The following is a 24544-nucleotide window of genomic DNA, read 5'->3' on the forward strand; positions in this document are numbered from 1 at the left end:
ACACGGCCCTATCTTTTATGCGCTGGAGACAAGCATGAGCAGTGAGCCGCAAGAAGGTCGCATCTTCTTTACCGATACCGGCCGGAGCTTGGAGGAAGAAGACGAAATCCAATTGATCAGCGTGGGCATCGACGTCGGGTCTTCCACTTCCCACATGGTCGTTTCGCGCATCGTTCTCGAACGCACGACCACGCGTTACATCGTTGCAGAACGTACGATTCTTCACGAATCGGATATCTTGCTTACTCCCTACACCGACGATCTGACGATCGACGAGGCCCGGCTCGGTGCGTTCATCGATGAGCAATACCAAAAGGCGGGAGTCACGCCCGAACAGATCGATACCGGCGCCCTGATCCTCACTGGTTTGGCGGTTCGCCGTCGTAATGCACGCGCAATCGCGGATCTGTTTGCAGCGCAGGCGGGCAAATTCGTTTCCGTCTCGGCCGGTGATGGCCTCGAATCCATGCTCGCGGCATTCGGTTCCGGCGCCGTCTTGCGTGCACTGCGGCAAGGTACCCGCCTCCTCCACCTGGATATCGGCGGCGGGACCACGAAGATCGCTATCTGTGAAGAAGGCGAGGTCAAAAGAGTTACCGCTATCGACATCGGCGCCCGCATCATTACCCTAGACGAGGAAGGCCGCGTTGCGCGTGTCGAAGCCGCAGGCGAACGTTTTGCCCAGGAGGTGGGCGCCACGCTTACCGTGGGTTATGCCCCGCTCCCCGGTGTGCTGGAGGCCATCGTTGACCGCATGGCCGAGCGCCTGTGTGAAGCGTCGATGAAGAACGGCGCGGAACTCGATGCGGCAACTGCTTCGTTGCTGCGTCTCAAACCACTGGAAGGCGCCGGGGTTCCCGATCTCGTCACGTTCTCCGGTGGCGTTTCGGAATACGTTTACGGCCGCGAAACGCGGGCATTCGGTGACCTGGGTTTGATGCTGGCTGCCGCTGTTCGCAAGCGCATCGAAGCCTCGGGAGCCGAAATCAAGGAGACTGATGAGGGTATCCGGGCCACGGTCGTCGGCGCCTCGCAATACACGGTTCAAGTGAGTGGCAGCACGGTTTACGTTGAACCGCAGTCGGTTCTTCCCCTGCGCAATCTGCCAGTGGTGGTCCTCGATTTCGATCTTGAGCCGGATCAACTCGATCCCAAGGACATCGAAAAGGCAGTTACGACAGCGCTCGAGCGGATGGACCTGCAGGAAGACACGAAGGGCGTTGCCCTCTTCTACCGGTTTGCCGGGACGGCATTCTATCGCCGCATGGACGCGTTTGTCGTCGGTGTCATGAACGGCATGCGCATGCGGATCGAAGCCGGGCAACCTGTCGTCCTGATCGGTGAGGGGGATGTCGGCGGCCTGATCGGCATCCACTTTAAGCGCGAACGCGGCCTCCCGGTGCCTATCGTTTCCATTGACGGGATCTCGCTCAAGGAATTCGATTTCGTCGACATCGGTGAACTTCTTCCCACAGCCTCCGCGGCGCCCGTGGTGATCAAATCCTTGGTGTTCCCGACGTCAAGCGGCTTGGGCCAAACGGCATTTGAACCCGCGCCCGAAATCGCAACTGAAGCCGCAACCGAATAGGGACTAGCGATGCCCTATTTGCGCGAACTTTATCCCCCGAGCACTGCACGCGAATCCGGTTGGATGGATGTCAGTGGAGGTCATCGCGTCTTCTGGGAGACTCATGGCAACCCCATGGGTATTCCCTTGCTGCATCTATGCGGGGGTCCCGGTGGTTCCCCTAGCCGCCAGGATCCGCGATTCTTTAATCCTATGGGTTATCGAATTGTGCTCATTCACCCACGCGGGGCCGGTCGTTCTACGCCCGCGGCCAGCGTAGAGCACAACACGATTGACGACCAGATCTCCGATATCGAGCACCTACGCACTCTGCTTGATATTGAACGCTGGATTGTTTCCGGCGCATCCTGGGGGACCACCCTGGCCTTGGCCTATGCGCAAACCCACGGACAAAGAGTCCGTGCCCTGCTCCTGCGTGGCGTTTTTCTTTGCACTGAAAACGAACTTGAGTGGCTCTATGGAGGGGTCGCCGGTCGCCTGCATCCTGAGGCCTGGGCGCGGTTCTCCGGCTGGACCCGCGCCGCAGGACGTCAACGTCTTCTACAGGCCTACCGAGAGGCATTGAATTGCGGCATCCCCGAAGAGGAATACGAAGCGGCTTATGAGTGGTGCGCGTGGGAAAATCACCTGGCCGGACTGCGAGACCAGGAACGCGACACGGACCCACAAACCAAGGCACATGAATTGGCGATGGCTCGCATCTCCGTGCACTACTTCCTTAACGAAGGATTTCTAGCACCTCACCAGATAGTCAGTAATGCAAGACAATTGCACGACATTCCTGGAACATTAATTCACGGCTCACGTGACGAGGTTACTCCTATAGGCGTGTACCCCTTAATTCAGGCATGGAAAAATTCAGTGTTCCACTCTGTTGATGGTGGAACCCATGTGAGCAGTGACCATCCCGGAATGATAGATTGCATTGTCCGCAACTCAGGTGAGTTGATGCGTTTGAAATAGGTGGTATGTACCCCCCCATTGCTCAAGTATTTTTTGCATCCGATACTCCGTCACCTGTTCATGCATTGCGCGGGTGGCCTCTGGAGATTAGCGACAATGAATTACGAAGTAAATTCACAAACGACTCGCATCACGGAGTTTGTCGACGAACAAAAGATCGGCCGATTCATCTGGACAGTCGTATTCATCGGTTTCCTATGCCAACTCTGTGACGGCTATGATCTTTCGGCCGCCGCATTTGCGGCAATTGGTATTGCCAACGAGTTCGGAATCGAGAAGCACGCCCTGGCCCCTCTGTTCAGTGTCGGCCTCTTCGGTATGCTGTTTGGTGCCCTGGGTTTCGGCTATATCGGCGACCGTTGGGGCCGGCGTGTGGCAATTCTCTCTGCGGCCCTGCTTTGCAGTGCATTCACCCTGCTTAGCGCGACTGCCGAATCCTTTTCCACACTGATGGTCTTCCGCTTCTTTACCGGCATTGCTCTCGGAGGCCTGCCTGCAAATACAGTGGCTCTGACAGCCGAATACGCACCGCAGCGCAAGCGCTCGCTGTTGATCACGATGATGTTTGTGGGCATGACTTTCGGTGGTGCTCTGCCGGGCCAACTCGGAAGCATCATTCACCCTACGCAATGGCGCCTGATTTTCACCATCGGTGGCCTGGCTCCGCTTGTGACCGCACTCCTGGCGTACCTCTTCTTACCTGAGTCGATCAAGTTTCTGGTCGTGCGTAATCCGCACGATCCGCAGATCGTGAAGCTTGCGCGCCGAATCCGTCCGGAGTTGAACCTTCCGGTCGATCCGAGATTTCAGATCCATCACCTTGCGGAGAAGAAATTCCACGTCGGCCAACTCTTTGAAGGCAATCTGCGCATCATTACTCCACTCATTTGGGTGATGTCGATCACGAACCTGTTCGCGAACTTCTTCATGAACAGTTGGATGCCGACCCTTCTGCATTCGTTGGGCCTGAACCCGCACCAAGCCGAACACGCTGCCTCCATGTACTACCTGGGTGGCGTTCTCGGGGGCCTTCTGATGTCATTGATGCTCGATCGCGGGCGTCTTTGGGTCGTGCCTCTGTATATGGCGCTCGGAGCCGCGGCGGCCCTGTTACTGGGGCAGCAAACGCACTCCGTGACGCTCGCCCTTGGCGTGTTCGGCATCGGCCTTTTCATCCTGGGCACGCAGTCAGGCACGAATGCCCTGATGGCCGTTTGCTACCCCACTCAGATCCGCGCCTCGGGTACAGGTTGGGCACACGGTCTCGGACGCTTTGGCGCAATTGCGGGCCCCTTGACCGGCGGTCAACTGATCCGCATGCACGTGCACATGGCACAGATTTTTTGGGCGCCGGCAATCATGTCGGTCATCGGTTGCGTGGCCACGATTTGGCTCTCACGCGCGGCGCGGCATCGTTTTCCGAAGAAGTAGCGTGCGCGCTAAATGGATAGTCGCGTCTACAACATGGACTCCTGGCCTTCAGAACAAATCATTAGCCGTAGGCCACGGGTTCGGCGTTGGGGATTTTCATTAGCGTCACAACCACATCCCGAAGCCCTTCAATGGTCTGTATGAGAGACCGCAAAGTTGTCCCGTGGCCGCATACCAATACGCGGTTGCCTGCCAGCACGCGCGGCAGTATCAGGTCCGACCATGCCGCACGCACACGGATTGCCGCATCGGCAATAGATTCACCGCGGGGTAATGACTGGGGAGCGAATCTCGAATACCGCGGATCCGACTGCGGACTGTATTGATGCTTTGGGGGCACGGGTTCCGGACGGGCATCCGCGTTAAAGCGGAAATTCTTCAATTGAAGAGGGCCGTAGTGGGCCGAAGCCTCCGCTTTGGTCATGCCGGTCAAAATACCGTAATGCCGTTCATTGAGGCGCCAATCGGTGACCGGCCGCCGCTTCTGGTCTGGATAGAGGTGCTTGGCCACTACCCAATAAGTGCGCAGGGCCCGGGTCAACATCGAGGAAAACCCATAATCAAAGGTCCATTCCGCATGCCTTAGCATCTCGGCCGCTATCTGGGCCTGAATCATGCCCTGCGGCGTGAGATCGATATCCGCCCATCCGGTGAACCTGGAACTAGCATTCCATTCGGATTCGCCGTGTCGGAGTAGCACCAGTTTTGACTGGGGTCCGAGTGGGGCGGGCGTGAGCGTGATTGGGTTTTCCACTTCTCTATTTAATGTCCACGGTCTGGCGTCAGTCGTGGATACAGGCCTCGAAATCGGCTCTCAAAGCCTCACGATCCAAGTTTCGCCCGATCAACACGTACCGGCTATAGCGGGCCTCTCCTTCTGACCATGGCCCTTGCAAGTCGCCCTCCATGAGCATGTGGACCGATTGGAATACGTAACGGCGCCCGCATCCCAAGACGTAGAAGATCCCCTTGGAGCGCAAGATATCGGCGCCCCGCACTGTCACCAGGTTCCCAAGCCATTCTTCAAGTTTGGTCAGATCCAAGGCCTTATCCGTGGTCAACGAGACGCTACTGATTCCACCGGCCTGGATGTGGTTATCTTCGTCGTGCGCGTGGGTATGCTCGTGACCGTGACCGCAATGTTCGCCGTGCACGTGTCCATGGTCGCGATCGTGATCGCAGTGGGTGCCGTGGCGGCAATGCTCATCATGGACGTGCTCTGGAGCCGGAGCCTGCGCCATCATGGCCAGGCCTTCGACTCGGGACAGGTCGAACGATCCACGGCCGATCACCGCATCGAGTTGGACCTGACAACGTGACGTCTTGTAAATCCGTGCAAACGGGTTGAGCACTCGAAGTGCGGTCTCGATGCCACGCAACCGCTTTTCCTCTACGTGTTCGATCTTGTTGATAATCAGTTGGTCCGCGAACGCGACTTGTTCCACGGCTTCCTGACTATCTCCAAGTCTCTGGTGGATGTGCACGGCATCCACCAGAGTGATAATCGAATCCAGTTTTAGGTGAGCCTGCAAATGTAGATCGACAAGGAACGTCTGGATCACCGGCCCTGGGGCCGCCAGACCAGTAGTCTCGATAATCACAGCATCAAAGGTCTGAGCCTGGTCCAGAAGCTTATAAAGCACCTGAATCAAATCGCCGCGGACCGTGCAACAGATGCATCCGTTGTTCATTTCGAATAACTCATCATCCGACGACACGACCAGATCATTGTCGATACCGATCTCACCGAACTCGTTGACGATCACGGCGTACTTTTTGCCATGATCCTCCGACAGAATACGGTTAAGCAGCGTGGTTTTACCCGCCCCCAAATAACCCGTGAGAACCGTTACCGGAATAGGCTTTCTCATTCCTGTCTCTCCAACGCCCCCGGACGCAGCCCGCCCAGAGATCTGAAACATTACAACCTCAGGGCCTTGGGACCCGGATTCGGTTTTGATTACATCCAGGGCATGATAGACACGTGGATCGCGTCTTCTGCGCCGCCCACGGCCTTGATAGCCACGTCTGCGTCCTTGAGGGCAAAACGGTGTGTGGTGATCTTCTCGAGCGGGAAACGCTTCGAAGCCAATTGCTTCAAAGCGAGTTCGCACGCCTTGTATGAGTGGCCGCGAGCCGACTTGATCGTGATGGCCTTGACGGTAACCTTGCCAATCGGAAAGTTCGGGAAGTCGGCCATCTCGCCTTGAATCAGCAGCGTGCCGCACTTGCGCTTCAATGCTTCGATGCCGAGCAGAATTGCCTTCGTGCCCGCGCCTGCCGTGCAGTCCAGAGCGACGTCAACACCACGACCGTTGGTTGCTTCCAGGATCTTTTCCAGCGGGTCTTCCGCGGTCACGTCGATAACGACATCGGCGCCGAGCTCCTTCGCGATTTTGAGGCGCCTGGAGTCCTTTGCCGTGCCGGTAACGATGATCATGGAGGCGCCCGCTTGCTTGCACGCAACGACTTGCGACAGACCTTGCTGACCCGGGCCCTGGATCAGGACCGACGTGTCATAGCCAACGTTACAGTCGAACAATGCCCATTCGATGCCGTTTGCCATCGGGGTCACGACGCCTGCGAGTTCCGGGTCCAGACCGTCCGGAACCTTGTGGACGACCGCATTTGCGGGCAGGTAGATGTATTGCGAAAGACCGCCCAGCAGCGGCGAATGATCATTGTCGATTGCCGTGTAACCGAGGCGGATCCCCTTCGGGTTGAAGCGCCAGTCGGTGCCGATGCAGTGACGGTATTGGCCCGAATGGCAGTGTTCGCACTGGCCGCACGAGGTGTAGTGTTCCGGGAAAATGCGATCACCGATTTTGAGGCCCGTGCGCTTCAGGAACTCGGAGCCTGCCTTTTCGAGGATACCGATGTTTTCGTGACCCATGATGATCGGAGCGCCCTTCAGTTGCTCCTTGTACATCTTGACGTCGGTACCGCAGATGCCGGCGACCTCAACGCGCATCAGTGCGCAATCGTCCGCTACTTCCGGCATGTCGAATTCGCGCAATTGCAGTTCGCCCGGACCAACACGAATCTGTGCAAGAACCTTATTCACCATCTCTAATACTCCTTGGAAAAGTTCGACCAGCAGCAATTCGGTTTGCCGTCTGGCGCCTAAGTATTTGAGCAATTTGGCGCCTGATGGATCAACCGATTAACCGACCAACGGTCTAACGGCCCAGCTGGGCGCGAACGGTATTCACGGTATCGAAGCTGCGCGGTGCCGCTGCCATCAGGAAACGATAGCCCTCATCGATCACACGTTGTGCGTTGGTCTTCGTAACGTGAGGATGGCCAACGATCACGCTGTGTTCCTTGCACGTGGCGACGACTTGCGCCATCGCGGCCAGGACTTCCGGGTGCTCGGTCTGACGCGGAACGCCCAATTCCTGACTCAGGTCGCCCTCTCCGATCAGGATGGCACCGATCCCAGGGACGTTCTTCAGCATGTCCGGGAGGTTCGTAACCCCTGCAGTGTCTTCGATCTGAAGAACGGCGAAGATCTCGCCTTCGGCAGCCAGAGGCCATACGTCGGCTTTAGCGTAGTACTCGGCCATCGACAGCCCCCAGTAACGCGCAGCCTGCATCGGGCCATCGCCACGGATGCCCGCAGGCTCGTAAAGAGGCTTGCCCTTCAGGCGTGCGTATCGGCATGCGGAAATCGCGTTGTATGCTTCTTCGACGGTCGAGATATGCGGGAACACGATGCCGTAGCAACCGATATCCAGAGCCTGTTTCGCCAGGAACTGATTCATCTCGCAACCGTTAGCCGGAACGCGGGCAAATGGGGTCACCGCCGGGGCAAGGCCGCCTTTTGCGATTTGGCCACGGTTCATCAGGTATTGCAGGCTGTTGCGCAGGCTCTTGATATCCCAGCCACGGTGCTCCCCTTCGAAGACCACCGAATCATAGGGTGATGTCTGGAGTTCGGTTGCGGTTTCGATTTCGCACGGTGCGAACAGGGAGAAAGCGTGGCCGCCAGTTTCGAGGGCGCGGATAACACCATTAAGACGCGACATGTCTCTTACCTTTTGTTGTTGATCGGGTGTCCCACGGACTCCCCTCGTTGCTACTTCACGGCCACGGTCTGTGCCTGGGCTTCACGGTCCTTCAACAGCGCATCCAGGCGCGGGTAGACGCGGCGGGCGTTGCCTTCGAAGATCTTGAACTTCGTCCCTTCACTCAGGCCTTGAACCTGGTCGATATAGCGCTTGGTATCGTCAAATGCATAGCCCGTTTCCGGATCGATCCCGGGCACTGCGCCCAGCATTTCCGATGCAAACAGGATGTTGTCTTCCGGCACGACACGGGTCAGGAGCTCGATCCCCGGAAGGTGGTAGACGCACGTATCGAAGAACACGTTGTGCATCACGTGTTCAACAAGTTGGCGCTTTTGCATTGCCAGGCTCATGCCACGGTAACGGCCCCAGTGATAGGGAACGGCGCCGCCGCCATGCGGGATCACAAAACGCAGAGTCGGGAAATCCTTGAACAGGTTGCCCTGAATCAACTGCATGAACACGGCCGTATCTGCGTTGATGTAGTGGGCGCCCGTGTGGTGAAAGTTCGGATTGCAACACGAACTGACGTGGATCATCGCCGGCACGTCGAGTTCCACCAATTTTTCGTAAATCGGGTACCAGTGGCGGTCCGTCATCGGCGGCCCACTCCAGTTACCACCGCTCGGATCCGGGTTCAGGTTCACGCCCACGAAACCGAGTTCGTTAACGGCGCGCTCCAGTTCCGGAATGCAATTCGCGGGGCTGACGCCGGGGTTCTGCGGTAGTTGCGCGACGCCAACAAAGTTGTCGGGCAGCAGCGTTGCGATCCGGTGGATGAGATCGTTGGACAGACGCGTCCATTCGACCGACGTTGCTTCGTTGCCGATGTGGTGCGCCATACCAGCGGCACGGGGGCTGAAGATCGTGAGATCGGAACCGCGTTCGCGCTGGAGTTTCAGTTGCGGCTGAACACTGGCGATGATCTCCTCATCGCTTACACCAAGGTCCGTGTTCCTGGGCTTGCGTGCCGGGTCCAACAACCCTGCAAGCTGCTTATCGCGGAAGACGTGCAAAGCCAGCGGTTCGGTCGTGTAATGGCAGTGGGTATCAATAATCATGCTAGGGGACCACCGTATGTAAATTCGCTTTCCGTCTGGGTGTGTCAGGCCCGAACCAGGCTCTGCTTTTCGAATGCGGATTTGAAGAACGTATCCAGACGTTCCGTCGTATTGGCCGACTGCTGATCGATCGCGTTCACTGCCCAATACTCCGAATTCGGAATGCACTCGTGCAGGTACATAGCGGCCGAAGTCGCATGCGATGCGTCTTGCCCAGGAATGATCAGCGTGGGTACGTTGAGCAACAACAGGTCTTCGGGCTGGGCTCCCGGTGCGGTATCGCGGTCAAACAGGGTCCAACCCATACCGGTCACGATCGCGCGGTACTTCGCGACGTCGAACGATGCAAATTCTTCCGCGAATTCCTTGCTCGTTTGGATCACAGACGCCCAAGGGCCGCCACGGGGATCTGCGCCGAACGGCTTGCCGGTCGACAACGCGAGTTCCACCACTGCGGCCATGCCGTTTTGGCTCACATACGCCAGATGCTCGGAGAAGCGCTGATGGCTGCTCATCCGGTAGCGGGCACCACCGACAGGCCAGTAGAGGACTTGACCCAAAACGCGTTCCGGGTGTTGGACCGCGAATGCGATGACCGGCGAAACACCCATGCAACCGCCCATCAGGAATGCGCGGTCGATACCCAGGTGATCGAGGAGGCCACGACCTTGGGCAACCATGTCTCGCCAGGTCACGCGCTCGATACGGCCGCCCGACTGACCGGTTTCGCGACGGTCAAAGACGATGCACTTAAAGCGCTTGCTCAAATAGTCGAGAGGATTGACCCGGGCATAGACACCGAGCGTGGTCCACGTTTCGATAGTGGCATTGAAACCGCCCGGGCTGTACATCAGAAGCGCGGGCCCGTCACCGATCACATCGTAACGCGTGGAAATTCCATCGACAGTAAGGAAAGGCATGTTTGGCTCCGAGAAGATCAGACTGCGGCTTTGGCTTTCGGGGTGCCCTTGATCTGCCTGCCGGCGCGGACATCGGCAAACAGTTCGGTGAATGCGTCGAAGGTCGAGCGCGCCACGTTTGCGTATTGCTCCAGTTCGGAGTCGATGTTGCCCGCGCTGTAGCCGATTGCAGCATGGGCCATGCGCAGACGCCCATCGAGCCAGGGACCGCCGCCGAAACCACCAATGACAGGGATATCCACGGCCTTGCACACTGCCTCACCGGCAACGGGGCCCGAGTTCGTAAAGTCGATCATCGAGGCGCCAACCGCTTCCATAAGCTTTGCATCCTTGACCAACTGAGCAACCATGGCATCGGAGACGAGCGCGCCGTTTGCATTGCTGTATTGAATGCCATATTTCAGTGCCGTTTGCGGCGTGATGCCGAACTGGGCCATCACGGGGATACCGGCCTTGACCAGGGCGGCAACGGCCTCCGGATAGTCTGCGGCGCCGTCCAGTTTGACCATGTCGGCCCCTGCTTCCTTGACCAGACGGATACCGGCTTCCACCGCCGACTGGACACCACGCTGGAGCGAACCGAAAGGCAAGTCTGCGCAGACCGGTACACGCGTTGCGCCACGGCGAACCGCCCTGGATACGATAATCATTTCGTCCAAAGTGATTTCGAGCGGGCTCTCGTGGCCCCAAACGTTGACGCCCACCGAGTCGCCAACGATGAGCATATCGACGCCCGCGCGTTCGGCAATGCGAGCCATCTGCACATCCCAGGCAACAACGCCCATGATCTTCTGTCCGTCGCGTTTCATCTGTTGAAGCGCCGGGATCGTGATTTGTTTGTCGTTAGATTGCATATCTGATTCGATTTTCGATTTCGATTCTGGATCTGTGGCCCTGGGGCTCAGCCCACGAGGCCCAGCGTACCGGCGGCAAAGAGATCTTCGAGCGCGTATTGCTGGGTCAAGATGCCCTGCTCCGACGCAAAACCGATAACACTTTCGAGTGCCTGACGGTTGGGCTCGATACCATACGGGAGCGGATCACCGCCAAGCGTGTCCATGACACGGCCATAGAACTGGTCACCGCGTTGACGTTCTTCGGGCTGCGTTTGCCGGAGGCGTTCGAGCCACTGACGCTTCGAATCCACGAATGCATTGAAGAGCGTGGGCGCCAGATCCGGGTCCTGTTCAAGTAGTTCGTTCCGAACTACGACCGTATGGTTGATCGGGTAGTAACCCGATTCGCGCATGGCCGCGAAAGCCGCGTTTTGTGCATCGGGGATCAGGGGTACCAGATTCGGATTTTCGACTTTGAGACCCACGGCCGCCGCCACTTCTCCCGAGATCAACAGATCTTCGACGTTTTGGCCCGGCTCCACGGGCACTACATTGCACGGTGCCTTGTACTCTGCCACGTGCTCATCGCCCGAGAGAACCCAAGTGATCTTCGAAAGATCAACACCGTATTGATGTTCGAGCACCGCACGGGCCCACACACCGGCCGTCACCGTATAGCCGCGGTTGACACCGACCTTGCGGCCTTCCAACTGGCGCGGGTGCTCGATGTCGAGATTTCGATTCACCAGGATGCCGCCATGGTGGAACGCGCGAACGATGAAAACAGGAAGCGCCGTAAACAGCTTACCGTGTGCCCGCGCGCACAGATAGGTCGTAATAGCCATCTCCGAGACATCGAACTCCGTACCACGAACCATCCGCCGAAACGCCTGGATGATTGCCGGCACTTCTTCGAATTCCAGCCGCCATGGACCACTGTCAACCTTGCCGGTTTTCAGGGCCTCAGTATGCCCAAGGGTCTGGATGCATGTCTTCAGAGTTGCCATTCAAAAAGTCTCCTATCAACGGCGGTTAGCAACAGTCATCAACATAATCTTCAGGGACGGTTAGCGAGCGCCTCAGCCATTTCCAAGGCAAGTCGCCGTCATCGAATTCCGACATCGGTTTAAAGACCTTAAAGCGATGACGGCCCTCGTCGGTCCAGAACGCAACCACAGTCTCCAGCGGAGGACACCCGGGCGACTGGCACTCGACCTCCGAAACCATGATCACGATTTCGGTCCCGAGTTCGAAGTTCGCGCGCACTGCTTCACGAATGCGGTCCGCATGGGACAGCGATAGAGGATCGGGCTTCCCCATATTTCCAAGCATCACAGGTCCTGCAAGTTGGATCGCGAATCTGTACCGAACATTTATCGTTCCTTTATATGGAACTGTGTTCTGTATATAGAGTCAACCATATCACTTAGGACTCGCAGCGTCAATGAAACCCTGAGTGGAAATTCAGGGCTGTCAACTTTTCCCGCAGCACGCCAGTGTCCAGGCCTTCCTGACGAGGACGGAGCAAAAGTGACAGCGTTGTTGGCGAGTCCTTTCGGATCTGCAAGTATGTTTTTCAATGCTTGCACTGCCCGGCAATGCTTCCGGTTCATGCGGCTGTGCACGGCTGGGCAGAATCGAGCTGGCATGACCAGATCGTGAACTACATGGAAAGAAGAGAATGCATGCGTTCCGTAACGGATACGGCTACGGCCAGCGCTCGTTTGTCGAGGCTCAGAACTTGCGCATCAAGCGCTGTATCGGTGCGCGTCTACTGACGCGTAAGATTGAATCGCAGCCGTGAGCGTTCGCTGCTCGGTGGGAAGCACTCTGACATGTCCTCGCGGGCATGCTCGTGCAGTTCCAGATCACGCTGGCCACGGAAATCCGGATCGAAGGCAGGACGTAGACAGAAGTCTTGATGATCATAAGCGGCGTGACCAGCGGGATCATGATGAACGTGCAGAGACGCCGCAGCCCGAGACTGACCATCCACACACAGCAGAGACTCCCCGCATTGCGCGGCGGCCGGCAACGCGCAAAGGCCATCACTCGCCGCCTTGGCAGCAGCGAAGACACTTGGGTTATGGCTACGAGATGTCGTCGGGACTCGGTTTGGCCATCGCCCTTTGAACGATACGTACGGTAATCGACACCGTAGAGAGCCGGGTCACACTTTCGCCAGCTAATTGGTTCAGTTTGCTTCTATACCCGCATCATCTCGCGGCCTGCATAGCCGGCCTTTCAGGCTCGGGCGGAAAAACACACCATTTCCCGTCTCGGTGACGATAAAAGAACAGCTCCTTCGAGCCGGCTCCATTGTCTGCAACAACGCAAACGTAACGCCCAATCCTGGATCGTCCATAGTGGCTGACTCTGAACCCTCGATCAGGGTCTGGCGACAACCAATCGTCAACCATTGCTCTCAACGATCGCCCTACACTTTCCATCGCCTTCTCCGTCTTGTTTCAGCCTCACCGACCAACAACTACATTGCTCGCTCGCGCGACGTTTCTCTTTGCGCAGAAACTTCATCACCAGGAGTGTGTTCGGAACTTCCCACCGAACCCGCCAGTCAGTGAGATGACCCGGGCGGGCTATTTAGTCCGTCGCAACACAACAGGCTTTCCACCCATTGTCTGTTTCGTCATCCACGCTGCCAACGCGGAATCAAGGTAGTCGGCATGGCCGGGAAACCAGCCAAACAGATGCCTACCAAAATCACGCACAGCCTCCGCGTTGATCTGCCCCGCTTCAACTGCCGTCTTGACTTCGCACACCGATTTCAGAACAGCGGCATGCTCTTCGATGTGGCAATCTCGCGGTGGGAAATTAGTCGTGCGCATCCATTCGTCTTCCTGCTCGAAATGGCTGACAGCGTGCCTCTCAAATGCCCCGATCGCGGCCAGCGCATTCGTATCGGTACAGGTCACGAGCTGTAGGACTACCTCGTAGAATTCCTCATGTACGTCATCCATCGGCGTGAAACCTAGCAGCCGTGCATCTGACCAGATCACGCTCGTGTCACTTTTTCGCACCGGTACTTCGATGTCTGCCGTTGCGGATGCGTGTGTAAAATCTTTCGCGTTCATCAATTTCTCTCAAAGCAACGCCATCGCCAATAAAACAAAAATAATGGTGGTCAAAATCGCTTCTACAACGACTCTGCCTATATCAAACGAGTCAGACTGACGCACGCCGCAAAAGCAGCGAAACTTGCGCCTGTGATCAACGCAACAACGCCGGCATGATGAGGCTCGATCAGCAATATAAACGCCGTCAGCACCGCACCGAAAGTTTGCCCGAGCACGCGCGCCACGCTGATCATGCCGCTCGCATTACCGGTGCGCCCAAGCGGCGCAAGGGCAAGGAGCGACCTGTTATTAGGTGGCTGAAACAGCCCGAAGCCGATTCCGCACACAGCCATGCGCCAGCCGATATCGAACGAGGCGGGATGCGGGGGCAGCAGCACGAGCAACGCCAGACCTGTTGCGAGGATAGCCAGTCCGACGCCGCCAAGCACCCCCGCACTAAAGCGATTCGACAATAAACCTGCTAGAGGTGCGATGCAAAGCACAGCAATCGGCCACGGTGTAATGAGCGCTCCGGTTTGCATCGCACTGCGTCCGAACGCATCCTGTAGCATGAACGGCAGCGATACGAACGCGAGCATTTGCGCGGTAAACGAACAGATGGATGTCAGCACGGCCAGCAGAAATGCCGGTTTAAGCAGTAAATCTACGGGCAATAGCGGCCTTGTTCGATGTCGCTCGCGACGCACCAGCAACCACGCACAGATTGCAGCCGTAGACAACTGGATTGCGATGCTTGCGCTCATGCCGTCACTATGGCCTATTCGATCAACACCGATTACGAGCAGCCCGAACGTCGCTGCATTCAGCAGTGCACTAAAATAGTCGTAGGGTGCCTCCGAGACGGGCTGGCGAGGCAGCGCCTTGAATCCGACGAAGAACGTGACAACGCCGAGGGGCACGTTGATCGCAAACAGCCACGGCCATGTCGCAACAGAGAGGATCGCCGCTGCAATCGTCGGCCCGGCGGCGGTCGAAATCGAAACGACCGATGCATGAATACTGACACCACGGCCAAGCAGCCGCGCTGGGTAAATCATTTTGAGGATGGCGGTGTTTACGCTGCCAATGCCGGCTGCACCCAGGCCCTGCAAAACACGTGAAAAAATCAGCATGTCAAGTGATTGCGACATCGCGCACATCAATGATGCAAACGTGAAGAGTACGAGACCAGCCACGTAGACGCGCGCATAGCCGACGCGATCACCAAGTGAAGATAGCGGCAACAACGTCATGATGATCGAAAGTTGATAAGCGTTGACGATCCACACTGAATCCGACGGGCTGATCTTTAATGTCGCTGAGATGGTGGGCAACGCGATATTGGCAATCACACTGTCGAGCATACTAAGCGCAGTCGCAAGCGATATTGCCAGCACACCAAATATGAGCTTACGGCCTGTCAGGCCAACGTCTCTTGCTTCAACACCGCGCTGCTCTATTGCAATCTGTTGCATGGTGATAGTTTTGCTCGATCGAAAACAAAAACGCCGGGGATTTCCCCGGCTTTCTTGATGACCGACTAAATGCTGAAGCTTTCGAGGCTTGCCGAATGGAAGAGATCCGCCGCTTTCAGCAGGCGGCTCGACAGTCCTTCCGCGTAATGCTGCGTCAGGAATCGGTTGAGCGTGTGTTCGTTAGCGGCGAAACCGTACGACCAGAAATCGTCACCCATCAATTCACGCGCGGCGCGAAGCTGAGTCTCGATAAACGGCAGTGTAACCTTCGTAGCCGAGGTATCAGTCAGGCGGCGCAGTGCGATCGCTTTCGATTTCTCGAAGGCCTTCATCACCGACATCGGCAGCCACGGATGCTGTTCAACGAGCGTGCGCCGGATGCCGAGCGTGTGCATGATCGGGAACAGCTTCGTTTTGCGATACCAGGCCACCGCTTCTGCCTGCGGATCATCGAACAGATACTTCACGTTCGGGGAGCCGCGATCGAAACACGACGGTGCGCGCGGGCCGATCAGCGCATCGATTTCGCCAGCGTCGAGCATGCCGGAAATCGTTTCGCCTTGGGGGGCATTCACCAGTTCCACGTCTTCGGGCAGATTCAGGCTGACTTTTTCGACGCGTGTCGGGTCTTCGTAACCGCCGCGCACCCACGTGACATCCGATGCCTTGATGCCATACTCCTCTTCGAGGAACAGGCGCACCCACACGTTTGCCGTCAACTGATATTCGGGTACGCCGATGCGTTTTCCCTTCAGATCTTCCGGTTTGTCGATACCCGCGTTCACGTTCACATACACGGACGTGTGGCGGAACGCTCGCGATGGAAATACCGGAACGGCAACGTAAGCCGACGTACCCGCGGCGGTCTTGACCGAATAGCTGCTCAGCGACAGTTCACAGATGTCGTAATCCGCATGACGCAGCGCGCGAAAAAAGATCTCTTCCGGTTCCTGCAACATGAACGTCGGATCGACACCCTCGATTTGCACTTCACCATCGACCAGGGGGCGCATACGGTCATATGGGCCGACCGCGACTGAAAGCTGCAACTTGCTCACACTGTCTCCTTTAATGAGTGAAGAGTTATCAATAGAACTGGTCGAAGTGCACCTGTTCGAACGATACCTCTCGCGCCAGCAGCATCTTCTGAATTGCCTGGCCCATCGCAGGAGGACCAGCAAAATAGATTTCCATGTCGCGCAGGCCATCACCGAACATCGACTCAGCCAGTTCGTGCACATAGCCAGTGTGACCGTCCCATTGATCGGCACACGCATCCGAAACGGCCGCGCTAAAATGAAGATGCTTGCCGAAATTCTCGAGCGCTTCGAGCATGTCACGTCCGCACACATCGCGTGGCGTACGGCCGCCATATAAGAAATGCATTTTGACGCCCTGCATTTGCCGGTCTGCGGCAACGCCGCGTGCAATCGAAATCATCGGGGCAAGGCCCGAACCGCCGGCGAGACATAGAATGTCACGCTTTATGTCCCGACGCAGATAAGCCATACCGTAGGGGCCATCGATCTCGATCTGCTCGCCCGTCGTCAGTTTGTCGAACAGCGCATTACTGCCCTCACCATTCGGTACACGACGCACCTGGAAATCGAGCACCTTTGCATGCGAGCCTTGAACGATATTGCTCATCGAATAGGCTCGCTGACCGCTAACACCGGGGAGCGCTAGTAGTGCGTATTGTCCAGGTTCGAATCGCATGTCATCTGAAAGCTCGAAACGGAATTCACCGATATCGTGCGTAATGGGGCGACGCGATGTGAGCGTACCCGTTACGCGTTTCGGTCGGTGTATGGGCGCGTAGTGCTGATTCGGACGCATCTTGATCGTGCAATCGCCTCGCGGCATGCTCTGACAGCCTAGATAACGACGGCGTTCTCGATCCTTTGCTGTCCAACCAGGCGCCTCGGGCCATTTCGCCTCAACGTCACCTTCGATCAATTCGAATTTGCAATTACCGCATGCGCCTACATTGCACTCGTACGGAAATGCGATGTTGTTGCGAAGCGCCGATCGCAACAGCACGTCATCGTTACCACATTCGAACGACTGAGCAGTGCCGGCGAGCGTGATGCGATGTTTCTGGTTATTCACAGGAGTCTCATTCATGTCGGGGTATTCGTACTTTTCGCCCATTTCCGGCGGCTTACGCAAAGAATCACTTTCATTTCAATGAGCTGAAAATCTGTTGCGTCGGCAACGCCCGTGAGGCCGCGAAGTCTTGCTACAAGCGGTTTCTCACGCCGTTATCGCCAGATTTTGTACGGATCGAACGAATACCCATTTGAACAGCCTGGCTGCAAGCTCAGATCGTTTGGTGCTTCTTGCCTTTTTCCGCGATCATTGCATCGCGTGCGCCTTCGCCGAACGGCGTTTCACGCTTGAGCAGAATGGCGACCGAACGAACCTTCTGCGACTCCGGATCACGACCCGGCGGCAGCGTGCCGTTCTCGGCGAGTGCGCGCGCAGACTTCATGATCCGGCTGCGCATCATGATGATGCCGTTGTCGGTGCCAACCAGGTTCTCTCTCGTACGATCCTGGATCGGTCCCATGCTTTCCTGAAGCGAAGCATCCTGCATGGCGATGCCTTCGACACCGCTATACGTCGTGCCCGCCCTCTGTGCTGCTCGATCCATCAGATAGTTGTTCGTCTTGTTCTGCTCGGGAACGTAGTTGCTACCCGGCACGTAGCGCACATGGATGCCCTTGCCGTCCTTCATCGCCTGCACTTCGCCCTCCGTCAGATCGCGCGTGGGATGGTAGTCGAAACTCCACGCCCAGCAGTTGTGATCGTCGATCGGCACCCAGAAGTGGCCGTGCACCGGGTGATCGCCGCGCGGAGGAACCATCGTGAAGCAAGGCATGACCCACGGCGTGATACGCCAGTAATACTGATCGTTCTCCGCATTGCGCCGCACGCCGATTGCCAGACCACCCGGCGCTTCGAGAACCTCGAACACCGGAGCGAGGTCGTTCAAGTTGTACTGGTTGCCCTTCGCGCCCTTGAACAGCGGATCGGAATTGAGGCTGCCGCTGTGCAGGAACGAAACGTGACTCGAATCGATGCCGCCTTCGAGTGCCTGCAACCAGTTGCATTCCTGAACCCGTTTGCTCATAAACGACTGGGATGTCGGCACGGTCGAGAATTCCCATGCAGGCAGAGGCGGCTGCTGATCGGCCGGTCCCATGTAGACCCAAATGACGCCGCCCTGTTCAACGAGCGGATACGATTTCAGCTTGATTCTTTCCGCGTAGCCGCTTTCCTTCGCTTCGGATGGCACCTCGGTGCACTGACCGGTCACGTCGTATTTCCAGCCGTGGTACGGGCAGCGAATGCCGCCTTCCTCATTACGGCCGAACCATAGCGACACGCCGCGATGCGCGCAGAACTCATCGATCAGGCCCAGCTTGCCCTCTGAATCCCGGAACGCAAGCATGCGTTCCGAGAGCAGCTGCAGGCGAACCGGTTCGCCGCCAGCTTCCGCCAGTTCTTCCGACAGAAGCGCCGGCAGCCAGTAACGACGGAACAGTTCGCCCATCGGCGTTCCGGGACCGGTTTGCGTGACGAGATCGTTTTGTTCTTTTCTCAACATGGTAAGTCCCTCAATGTCGCTGTTGTCGCGCGACGCAGTTTAGTGGCGCTTTTAATCCGCATGATTTTGTGTTCCTATATACCGAACGCTGTTCTCAACATGAGAACAAAGTTATCATTGGACCCACAACATGTCAACGATGGAGATTCCCTATGAGTCACGCTTGCGCATTTGCTCACCTCTGCCATGCAGGAGACGTAGCTGAAGGAAAAGCGATCAAGATCGAAAAGAACGGCCTGACGCTCGCCGTATTCAACATTCAGGGCGAATATTTCGTAACGAATGACACCTGCACGCATGGTCCGGGCTCGTTGTCAGAAGGCTATATCGATGGCGACACAGTGGAATGCGATTTTCACAACGGCTCGTTTAATATCAAGACCGGAGAAGTTGTCGCGCCGCCATGCATGATTCCCCTCAAGACGTACAAGACGCACGTTGAAGATGGCGTGGTCGTGATCGAAACAGATGGCGAATGAAATGGATGCGTCAGGCATATTCAAATGCCTGGCGCGTGCTTCCCCCGCTGAGTTCGATAGCGAGTTAGTTACGCTCTACTTTCTCTTCACAATAGAGGTCAGGCCGCTTTTTACACCGGCCATAGCTGATGTCGCCTCCGCAATCTGCGCGAACCTGTCGCCGAACACGAATTGAACTATTACGGGTGAACGTCCTTTTCTTAGCCGCACGCACCCTTTAACCGCAAATTCAATTCGCCGTACTTCGACATCAGTTCGCGTAAGCGCGCGCGCAGTGCGCTGCTATCCAGCACGGCGTCCATTGCAACGATATGCGCAACGCCCACGCGTACGAGTCAATCGTGAAAAAGGTACATCAGGAACGGCATTGCGCTCACCATTCCGAAGCGTGGGATGCTCCGATGCAGTCGTGCCCAGAATAGCAATTCAAGTGTTTCATTCAGCGCCGGCAGACCATTACAACATACGCACACTTCTGCCAGCAGCGCAGACTCACCGCTGCCGGGAAAGCCGGTCATCACATAGATCGGCATGCTTTCGCGATGCATGTTTGATGCCGGATTCGGTCATGCGCGGAGCTTGCCAGCGTGATAGGCCCACACTTTCTGCAGCAAATTCGGTTTCCACAGGTTACGACTGATCGTTTCGACCTGTTCTTGCGACAGAACCATCGGTTCACCGATTTGTTGCGCAAGGTACTGACGATGCGCGTTCTCTTCGAGATAAAACGCCAGCACGAACGCTTCAAGAATACCTTCGGCCGCAATCACCGCGCCGTGCGATTTGAGCATTGCGACGCGGTGCGCGCCGAGACATTCCGCCAGTTCTTCACCGAGAGGCTTTCTGTTGATCGAAGCCGTCCTCGGGAACTGTTGAATCTCACCGAGCACTGATGCCTGCATGATCACCGGTTTCACCGCATTACCTGTCATGCTGAAGAGAGTGGACCAGGTAGGGTGCGTATGGACGACCGAATTGACGTCGGGACGTTTGCGATAGATTTCCGAGTGAATGTGGAATTCCATCGGCGGAGCTACATCGCCTTCAATCAGATTGCCGTCGAAATCGATCGTTACGATGTCATCCACGGTAAGTGCGCTACGCACCGATGCGCCAGAATTGATCAACATGCGGTCTTGACCCGGAAAACGCCAGCTAAAGTGACCGTTGAAGTCGATCACTTCGGCGCGTTCGAGCATCAGGATTGCGTCGACGAGCTCTTTTTTCTGTTGCATATACCCACTCATCATGTCCACTTCCATGGAATCAGCTTGCGTTCAATTTCGTTCAGCAGCAGCGAGATACCGTATCCAAGGATGGCAATAACAATCAGGCCGACATACATCTGTTCGACCGAAAGCAATTCCCAGGCATTCCAGATCATGTAGCCAAGTCCGCTCTTCGATCCGATCATTTCGGCAATGGCGATCAGCATCAGGCCCAGCCCGAAACCCAGCTTGATACCGCTCATGATGTGGGGCACGGCACCCGGCAGTGCGATAGTGCGAAATACCTGCCATGGATTCGCGCGAAAATTGCGGCCCACGTCCAGATAGATCTTGTTGATTTCGAGCACACCCGTAGTCGTATTGATGAGCATCGGATAAAAGACGCCGATAGCGACCATTGCTATTTTCGACGCTTCGCCAAGGCCGCAAATCAGCATCAACAGCGGAAAAATCGCGCTCTTCGGAATCGGATAGGTTGCAGCAATCAGAGGTTCGAATACGGCGCGCAGCGGCTTCGAAAGACCGGTTGCAACACCTAGCAGCAGTGCGGGAATGCCGCCAATCAATCCACCCCATAAGAGACGCAGAAGTGTCGCCGAGGTGTTGTCCCATAGCGAGCCGTCCTTGACGAGCGCGACAAAGGTGCTGAAGATCTGCGCGGGCGCAGGGAAGAAGCGTACATCGATGAGACCGATCTGCGCTGCGGCCTGCCAGAGCAGCAGTAACAAAATGGGCGACGCGATGCTGATCATTCGATCGCGTTGCCCCCTACTTATTTTGCGTCGTTTTGACGGCGTAGTACTCAATATAGTACTCATGCTCTCTCACCAAGGTCGCGCGAACGCACGCGCTCGACTTCCTCGCGCAATTCGGCCCAGATTGAATAAACAAATTCCCCGTATTCCGGTTGTGCACGCAGTTCGAGCACCGAGCGTGGACGCTGAAACGGAACGTCGATGATGCGTTTGGCACGACCAGGCTGCGCCGTCATGATCATGATGCGATCACCCAACGTCGCCGCTTCGTCCACGCTGTGTGTGATGAACAGCACCGTTTTGCGCGTTTCATCCCAGATGCGAAGCAATTCCTCCTGCAACAGAAGCTTGTTCTGCTCATCGAGCGCCGAGAATGGCTCATCCATCAAAAGGACGTCCGGATCGTTTGCGAACGCACGGACGATGGAAACACGTTGTCGCATACCGCCCGAGAGTTGATGAGGATAGGCTTTCGCAAACCGGGTAAGACCTGTGCGATCAAGGTAATAGTCAACCGTCTCGCGAACTTGTGCCTTTGGCACACCGCGAAGCGTCAGCCCATAAGCTGCATTGTTGAACACCGTCATCCACGGAAACAGCGAATCGCCCTGAAAAACCATCGAATTCCCCGGCCGGTTCTGCGCGGGCGACGTGATTTCGACGGTTCCACTCGTGGGAGATTCGAGATTCGCAAGGATACGTAGCAGCGTAGTTTTGCCGCAACCCGATGGCCCAACGATCATGAAAAAACAGCCGGTGGGGATTTCGAGCGAAACATTGTCGAGCGCCGTCACCGTGCCGCCGCCCGTCTCGAACGATTTCGTGAGATTACTTAGCCGGATCTTCACGGACACGTCTTGCATCGTGCATGAATCAATCGTTGCCATAAAACACGTTCCTCATTTCGTACGTCGCGGGTACGGGCCAAGCGCTGCGTCTGCTGCTTCGGCAAAAGACGGATCGACGAGCTGGGAAACCGTGACGTTGCCCTTCACGTCGCCGTGGCTCTTGAAGTACGACAGGTCATTTTCAAGACTCGCGATGTTGAGCTTGCCATCGGGATTCGTGCCTTGAGGAACGATGTTGCGATAGAGCGAGCCATCCTTGATTGACGTGTACTGAGTCAGGATCGAAATCACCTCCTCCGCGTTCGCGCCCGCGATCTTGCCGTCCTTGAGCGCATCGTTGTAATCGCGCGCCGCACGCAGATATGCACGCATGAACGCCTTGGCGGTGTCCGGATGATCGTGGATGAATGTGTCCGAATAGAGCAGGACGGCAAGCTGATGATTCGGGTAAATCTGATCGTCGCCCATCACACGGATTGCCGCGCCACTGCGAACCGCCTGAGTGGCGGAAGGCTCAGTTGTCAGAGATGCGTCAACGGCCTTGTTTTCGAGTGCCATCACGTGCTGAGGAAAGCCGAGATAGACGCGCTCAACGTCACTCGGTTTAAGACCCGCTTTCTTGAGCGCTTCATTCATCGTGGACGTAGAAGCGCTGCCGGTTGCGCTACCGGCAATCTTCATGCCCTTCAGGTCTGCGAGCGTCTTGTAACGGCCACTCTTGACGAGATCCGTGCGCACGAGCAACGGCTGATAACCATAGCCCGGTGGCGTCGATCCCTTGTCCGCAACGATCTTGATACCAATGCCGCGCGTCACGGCGTTGTAGAGCCCTGCGGACGGAGAACCCCCCGCGACCTCAAGCTGTCCGGAACCGAGCGGGGCAACCATTTTCGCGCCGGAGTCGAACGGAATGAATTTCGCGTCGATGCCTTCGACCCGGAAGTAGCCCTTCTTGTCGGCAATGAAGAACACGACATCACTGCTTGCATCCGCAATACCCACATGAACGGTCTGCAAGCCTGCGGCGACCGCTGCGGCCGAACTCAGCATGAAACACATGGCCAGCGCCGCGCCCATAATCCTGATGCCTTTCACTGCCTGTCTCCTTACTAGATCTTCGTGACTACCGGGTGCACTACATCGGTTTTGGGATTCGACGCAAGTGGTGCTACCCTTAACTGCTACGCCGTAAAAAATGTTCCTGTATGCGGAACTATATGTGTTATAATGGAACGAATTGAGTTTCCCTTTGATCAGATGCAAAAGTCAAGGCAAACGGAAAGAGTCCAGGGTTAGTCCGCATGTGTTGGGAGAGAACGCTGCCGGAATACACCCGGTTGCGCTTATAAATAGAAGATTGCGGTCCGCGACTATGGGACGCCAGATAACGAGGATTGGTAAATTGGACGCGAAAACCATGCTGAACAATGAAGCGGAACAGGATGGGCCGCGCAGGCTGTCGTCGGTAACGGCGGCATTGCGACTACTCAAATTATTTTCGGAAGACGAGCCCGAACTGGGCATCAGCGTATTGTCAAAGCGCATGAGCCTCGCAAAGAGCACAGTGCATCGCCTGTGCGCTGCGTTGCTCGCTGAGGGAATGCTGGAACAGAACCCGGATAACGGCCGGTATCGCCTCGGCGTCCAATTGTTCACCCTTGGCGGCCTCGTGCGCCGACGTTTCGACGTGACAAAACAGGCGCTGCCTTTCTTGCACGTGTTGCGCAAACAGACAGACGAAACCGTACACCTCGCGATTCTGGATGATACGAGCGTCGTCTACATGTTCAATCTTGAAAGCGAACAGGCGATCCGTATGCGCTCCTATATCGGTGTGCGCAAGTCTGCCTGCTATACAGCGGAAGGGCACGTGCTGCTCGCGTTCAGCACGCCGGATGTCGTTTCACGCGCGATCAGGCAGGGACTCGTTGCGCAAACACCCAAGACGAACACAGATACGCAAGTGTTCCGGAAAGCGCTTGAGGAAGTGCGCCGCGACGGTTATGCGATCGATGATGAGGAATCGGAAATAGGCATGCGCGGCATTGCCGCGCCCGTGCGTGACACTACGGGCAATGTAGTTGCGGCGATCGGTTTCGGCGGACCTGCGCAACGTCTCACGAAGAAGGCGCTGCGAGCGGCCGTGCCGCATTTGATTGCCGCCGCTGACGGCATTTCTGCAACTCTTGGCTACCACCCTTGAAATAG

The 24544-nt window shown here is 56.7% G+C and carries 24 protein-coding genes; 5 read left to right on the top strand and 19 right to left on the bottom strand.

All coding sequences use genetic code 11. The features are described 5' to 3' along the window. Positions 1–34: 34 nt before the first annotated feature. The 3 genes from B0G75_RS35940 to B0G75_RS35950 all read left to right on the top strand — a co-directional run bounded on the left by B0G75_RS35940 (position 35) and on the right by B0G75_RS35950 (position 3982). Positions 35–1588, top strand: a complete 1554-nt coding sequence (locus B0G75_RS35940) for an ethanolamine ammonia-lyase reactivating factor EutA (protein ID WP_106314487.1) — start codon at positions 35–37, stop codon at positions 1586–1588. A gap of 9 nt (positions 1589–1597) precedes the next feature. Continuing rightward, positions 1598–2551 (top strand): alpha/beta fold hydrolase, encoded by a 954-nt coding sequence (locus B0G75_RS35945; RefSeq protein ID WP_106314488.1) that lies wholly within the window; start codon positions 1598–1600, stop codon positions 2549–2551. Between the two features lie 96 nt (positions 2552–2647). Further along, a complete protein-coding gene (locus tag B0G75_RS35950) occupies positions 2648–3982 on the top strand; it encodes an MFS transporter (protein ID WP_181309428.1) in 1335 nt (444 codons plus the stop codon). 61 nt (positions 3983–4043) lie between these two features. Here B0G75_RS35950 and B0G75_RS35955 read toward each other — a convergent pair whose 3' ends face one another. From B0G75_RS35955 to B0G75_RS36025, 14 genes are all read right to left on the bottom strand, one after another. Continuing rightward, positions 4044–4736 carry a 2,3-bisphosphoglycerate-dependent phosphoglycerate mutase gene (locus B0G75_RS35955; protein WP_181309429.1) on the bottom strand — a complete coding sequence of 231 codons (693 nt, stop codon included), beginning with the start codon at positions 4734–4736 and terminating at the stop codon, positions 4044–4046. A gap of 28 nt (positions 4737–4764) precedes the next feature. Continuing rightward, positions 4765–5853 (bottom strand): GTP-binding protein, encoded by a 1089-nt coding sequence (locus tag B0G75_RS35960; RefSeq protein WP_106314532.1) that lies wholly within the window; start codon positions 5851–5853, stop codon positions 4765–4767. Between the two features lie 89 nt (positions 5854–5942). Then, positions 5943–7085, bottom strand: a complete 1143-nt coding sequence (locus tag B0G75_RS35965; RefSeq protein WP_258194866.1) for a zinc-binding dehydrogenase — start codon at positions 7083–7085, stop codon at positions 5943–5945. Positions 7086–7161: 76 nt separating this feature from the next. Then, entirely contained in the window at positions 7162–8010 is an 849-nt protein-coding gene (locus B0G75_RS35970) for an HpcH/HpaI aldolase/citrate lyase family protein (protein WP_106314492.1), read from the bottom strand. Between the two features lie 50 nt (positions 8011–8060). Beyond that, positions 8061–9110 carry an amidohydrolase family protein gene (locus B0G75_RS35975; RefSeq protein ID WP_106314493.1) on the bottom strand — a complete coding sequence of 350 codons (1050 nt, stop codon included), beginning with the start codon at positions 9108–9110 and terminating at the stop codon, positions 8061–8063. A 44-nt stretch (positions 9111–9154) separates the two neighbouring features. Next, the gene (locus B0G75_RS35980) at positions 9155–10030 is read right to left on the bottom strand and encodes an alpha/beta hydrolase (RefSeq protein WP_106314494.1); all 876 of its coding nucleotides are present in this window, start codon (positions 10028–10030) and stop codon (positions 9155–9157) included. Positions 10031–10047: 17 nt separating this feature from the next. Then, positions 10048–10884, bottom strand: coding sequence for a 3-methyl-2-oxobutanoate hydroxymethyltransferase (locus B0G75_RS35985; protein ID WP_106314495.1), 837 nt, complete (start codon positions 10882–10884; stop codon positions 10048–10050). 47 nt (positions 10885–10931) lie between these two features. Next, positions 10932–11873, bottom strand: coding sequence for a 4,5-dihydroxyphthalate decarboxylase (locus tag B0G75_RS35990; protein ID WP_106314496.1), 942 nt, complete (start codon positions 11871–11873; stop codon positions 10932–10934). A gap of 25 nt (positions 11874–11898) precedes the next feature. Beyond that, positions 11899–12198, bottom strand: a complete 300-nt coding sequence (locus tag B0G75_RS35995; protein ID WP_106314497.1) for a hypothetical protein — start codon at positions 12196–12198, stop codon at positions 11899–11901. A gap of 1265 nt (positions 12199–13463) precedes the next feature. Next, the gene (locus B0G75_RS36005; protein WP_106314499.1) at positions 13464–13958 is read right to left on the bottom strand and encodes a bacteriohemerythrin; all 495 of its coding nucleotides are present in this window, start codon (positions 13956–13958) and stop codon (positions 13464–13466) included. 77 nt (positions 13959–14035) lie between these two features. Further along, the gene (locus B0G75_RS36010; RefSeq protein ID WP_106314500.1) at positions 14036–15415 is read right to left on the bottom strand and encodes an MFS transporter; all 1380 of its coding nucleotides are present in this window, start codon (positions 15413–15415) and stop codon (positions 14036–14038) included. Positions 15416–15480: 65 nt separating this feature from the next. Continuing rightward, positions 15481–16473, bottom strand: a complete 993-nt coding sequence (locus B0G75_RS36015) for an ABC transporter substrate-binding protein (RefSeq protein ID WP_106314501.1) — start codon at positions 16471–16473, stop codon at positions 15481–15483. 28 nt (positions 16474–16501) lie between these two features. After that, positions 16502–17524, bottom strand: a complete 1023-nt coding sequence (locus tag B0G75_RS36020) for a 2Fe-2S iron-sulfur cluster-binding protein (protein WP_106314533.1) — start codon at positions 17522–17524, stop codon at positions 16502–16504. A 211-nt stretch (positions 17525–17735) separates the two neighbouring features. After that, the gene (locus B0G75_RS36025; RefSeq protein WP_106314502.1) at positions 17736–19025 is read right to left on the bottom strand and encodes an aromatic ring-hydroxylating dioxygenase subunit alpha; all 1290 of its coding nucleotides are present in this window, start codon (positions 19023–19025) and stop codon (positions 17736–17738) included. Positions 19026–19177: 152 nt separating this feature from the next. Here B0G75_RS36025 and B0G75_RS36030 point away from each other — a divergent pair, with 152 nt between their 5' ends. After that, a complete protein-coding gene (locus B0G75_RS36030) occupies positions 19178–19504 on the top strand; it encodes a non-heme iron oxygenase ferredoxin subunit (RefSeq protein WP_106314503.1) in 327 nt (108 codons plus the stop codon). Between the two features lie 335 nt (positions 19505–19839). Here B0G75_RS36030 and B0G75_RS41680 read toward each other — a convergent pair whose 3' ends face one another. The 5 genes from B0G75_RS41680 to B0G75_RS36055 form a co-directional block, all read right to left on the bottom strand. Next, the gene (locus B0G75_RS41680; protein ID WP_258194869.1) at positions 19840–20052 is read right to left on the bottom strand and encodes a hypothetical protein; all 213 of its coding nucleotides are present in this window, start codon (positions 20050–20052) and stop codon (positions 19840–19842) included. 18 nt (positions 20053–20070) lie between these two features. Next, positions 20071–20766 carry a class II aldolase/adducin family protein gene (locus B0G75_RS36040; protein ID WP_258194870.1) on the bottom strand — a complete coding sequence of 232 codons (696 nt, stop codon included), beginning with the start codon at positions 20764–20766 and terminating at the stop codon, positions 20071–20073. Next, a complete protein-coding gene (locus B0G75_RS36045; RefSeq protein ID WP_258194871.1) occupies positions 20751–21485 on the bottom strand; it encodes an ABC transporter permease in 735 nt (244 codons plus the stop codon). The genes B0G75_RS36040 and B0G75_RS36045 overlap by 16 nt, the downstream gene beginning before the upstream one ends. A gap of 62 nt (positions 21486–21547) precedes the next feature. After that, complete coding sequence (locus tag B0G75_RS36050) at positions 21548–22375, bottom strand: ABC transporter ATP-binding protein (protein WP_219908315.1); 828 nt, start codon at positions 22373–22375, stop codon at positions 21548–21550. Positions 22376–22387: 12 nt separating this feature from the next. Further along, positions 22388–23599 (bottom strand): ABC transporter substrate-binding protein, encoded by a 1212-nt coding sequence (locus B0G75_RS36055; RefSeq protein WP_258194872.1) that lies wholly within the window; start codon positions 23597–23599, stop codon positions 22388–22390. Positions 23600–23708: 109 nt separating this feature from the next. On the opposite strand from B0G75_RS36055, the gene B0G75_RS36060 reads away from it, so the two are divergent. After that, a complete protein-coding gene (locus B0G75_RS36060; RefSeq protein ID WP_258194873.1) occupies positions 23709–24539 on the top strand; it encodes an IclR family transcriptional regulator in 831 nt (276 codons plus the stop codon). Positions 24540–24544 lie beyond the last annotated feature (5 nt).

The sequence above is a fragment of the Paraburkholderia sp. BL18I3N2 genome (assembly GCF_003001875.1).
Taxonomy (GTDB): Bacteria; Pseudomonadota; Gammaproteobacteria; order Burkholderiales; family Burkholderiaceae; genus Paraburkholderia; species Paraburkholderia phytofirmans.

Bases quoted from the DNA above. Each gene is read 5' to 3' on its own strand.
- B0G75_RS35940 (WP_106314487.1), top strand. From the start codon at position 35: ATGAGCAGTGAGCCGCAAGAAGGTCGCATCTTCTTTACCGATACCGGC.
- B0G75_RS35945 (WP_106314488.1), top strand. From the start codon at position 1,598: ATGCCCTATTTGCGCGAACTTTATCCCCCGAGCACTGCACGCGAATCC.
- B0G75_RS35950 (WP_181309428.1), top strand. From the start codon at position 2,648: ATGAATTACGAAGTAAATTCACAAACGACTCGCATCACGGAGTTTGTC.
- B0G75_RS35960 (WP_106314532.1), bottom strand. From the start codon at position 5,853: ATGAGAAAGCCTATTCCGGTAACGGTTCTCACGGGTTATTTGGGGGCG.
- B0G75_RS35970 (WP_106314492.1), bottom strand. From the start codon at position 8,010: ATGTCGCGTCTTAATGGTGTTATCCGCGCCCTCGAAACTGGCGGCCAC.
- B0G75_RS35975 (WP_106314493.1), bottom strand. From the start codon at position 9,110: ATGATTATTGATACCCACTGCCATTACACGACCGAACCGCTGGCTTTG.
- B0G75_RS35980 (WP_106314494.1), bottom strand. From the start codon at position 10,030: ATGCCTTTCCTTACTGTCGATGGAATTTCCACGCGTTACGATGTGATC.
- B0G75_RS35985 (WP_106314495.1), bottom strand. From the start codon at position 10,884: ATGCAATCTAACGACAAACAAATCACGATCCCGGCGCTTCAACAGATG.
- B0G75_RS35990 (WP_106314496.1), bottom strand. From the start codon at position 11,873: ATGGCAACTCTGAAGACATGCATCCAGACCCTTGGGCATACTGAGGCC.
- B0G75_RS35995 (WP_106314497.1), bottom strand. From the start codon at position 12,198: ATGCTTGGAAATATGGGGAAGCCCGATCCTCTATCGCTGTCCCATGCG.
- B0G75_RS36005 (WP_106314499.1), bottom strand. From the start codon at position 13,958: ATGAACGCGAAAGATTTTACACACGCATCCGCAACGGCAGACATCGAA.
- B0G75_RS36010 (WP_106314500.1), bottom strand. From the start codon at position 15,415: ATGCAACAGATTGCAATAGAGCAGCGCGGTGTTGAAGCAAGAGACGTT.
- B0G75_RS36025 (WP_106314502.1), bottom strand. From the start codon at position 19,025: ATGTTGAGAAAAGAACAAAACGATCTCGTCACGCAAACCGGTCCCGGA.
- B0G75_RS36030 (WP_106314503.1), top strand. From the start codon at position 19,178: ATGAGTCACGCTTGCGCATTTGCTCACCTCTGCCATGCAGGAGACGTA.
- B0G75_RS41680 (WP_258194869.1), bottom strand. From the start codon at position 20,052: ATGCATCGCGAAAGCATGCCGATCTATGTGATGACCGGCTTTCCCGGC.
- B0G75_RS36040 (WP_258194870.1), bottom strand. From the start codon at position 20,766: ATGGAAGTGGACATGATGAGTGGGTATATGCAACAGAAAAAAGAGCTC.
- B0G75_RS36045 (WP_258194871.1), bottom strand. From the start codon at position 21,485: ATGATCAGCATCGCGTCGCCCATTTTGTTACTGCTGCTCTGGCAGGCC.
- B0G75_RS36050 (WP_219908315.1), bottom strand. From the start codon at position 22,375: ATGGCAACGATTGATTCATGCACGATGCAAGACGTGTCCGTGAAGATC.
- B0G75_RS36060 (WP_258194873.1), top strand. From the start codon at position 23,709: ATGGGACGCCAGATAACGAGGATTGGTAAATTGGACGCGAAAACCATG.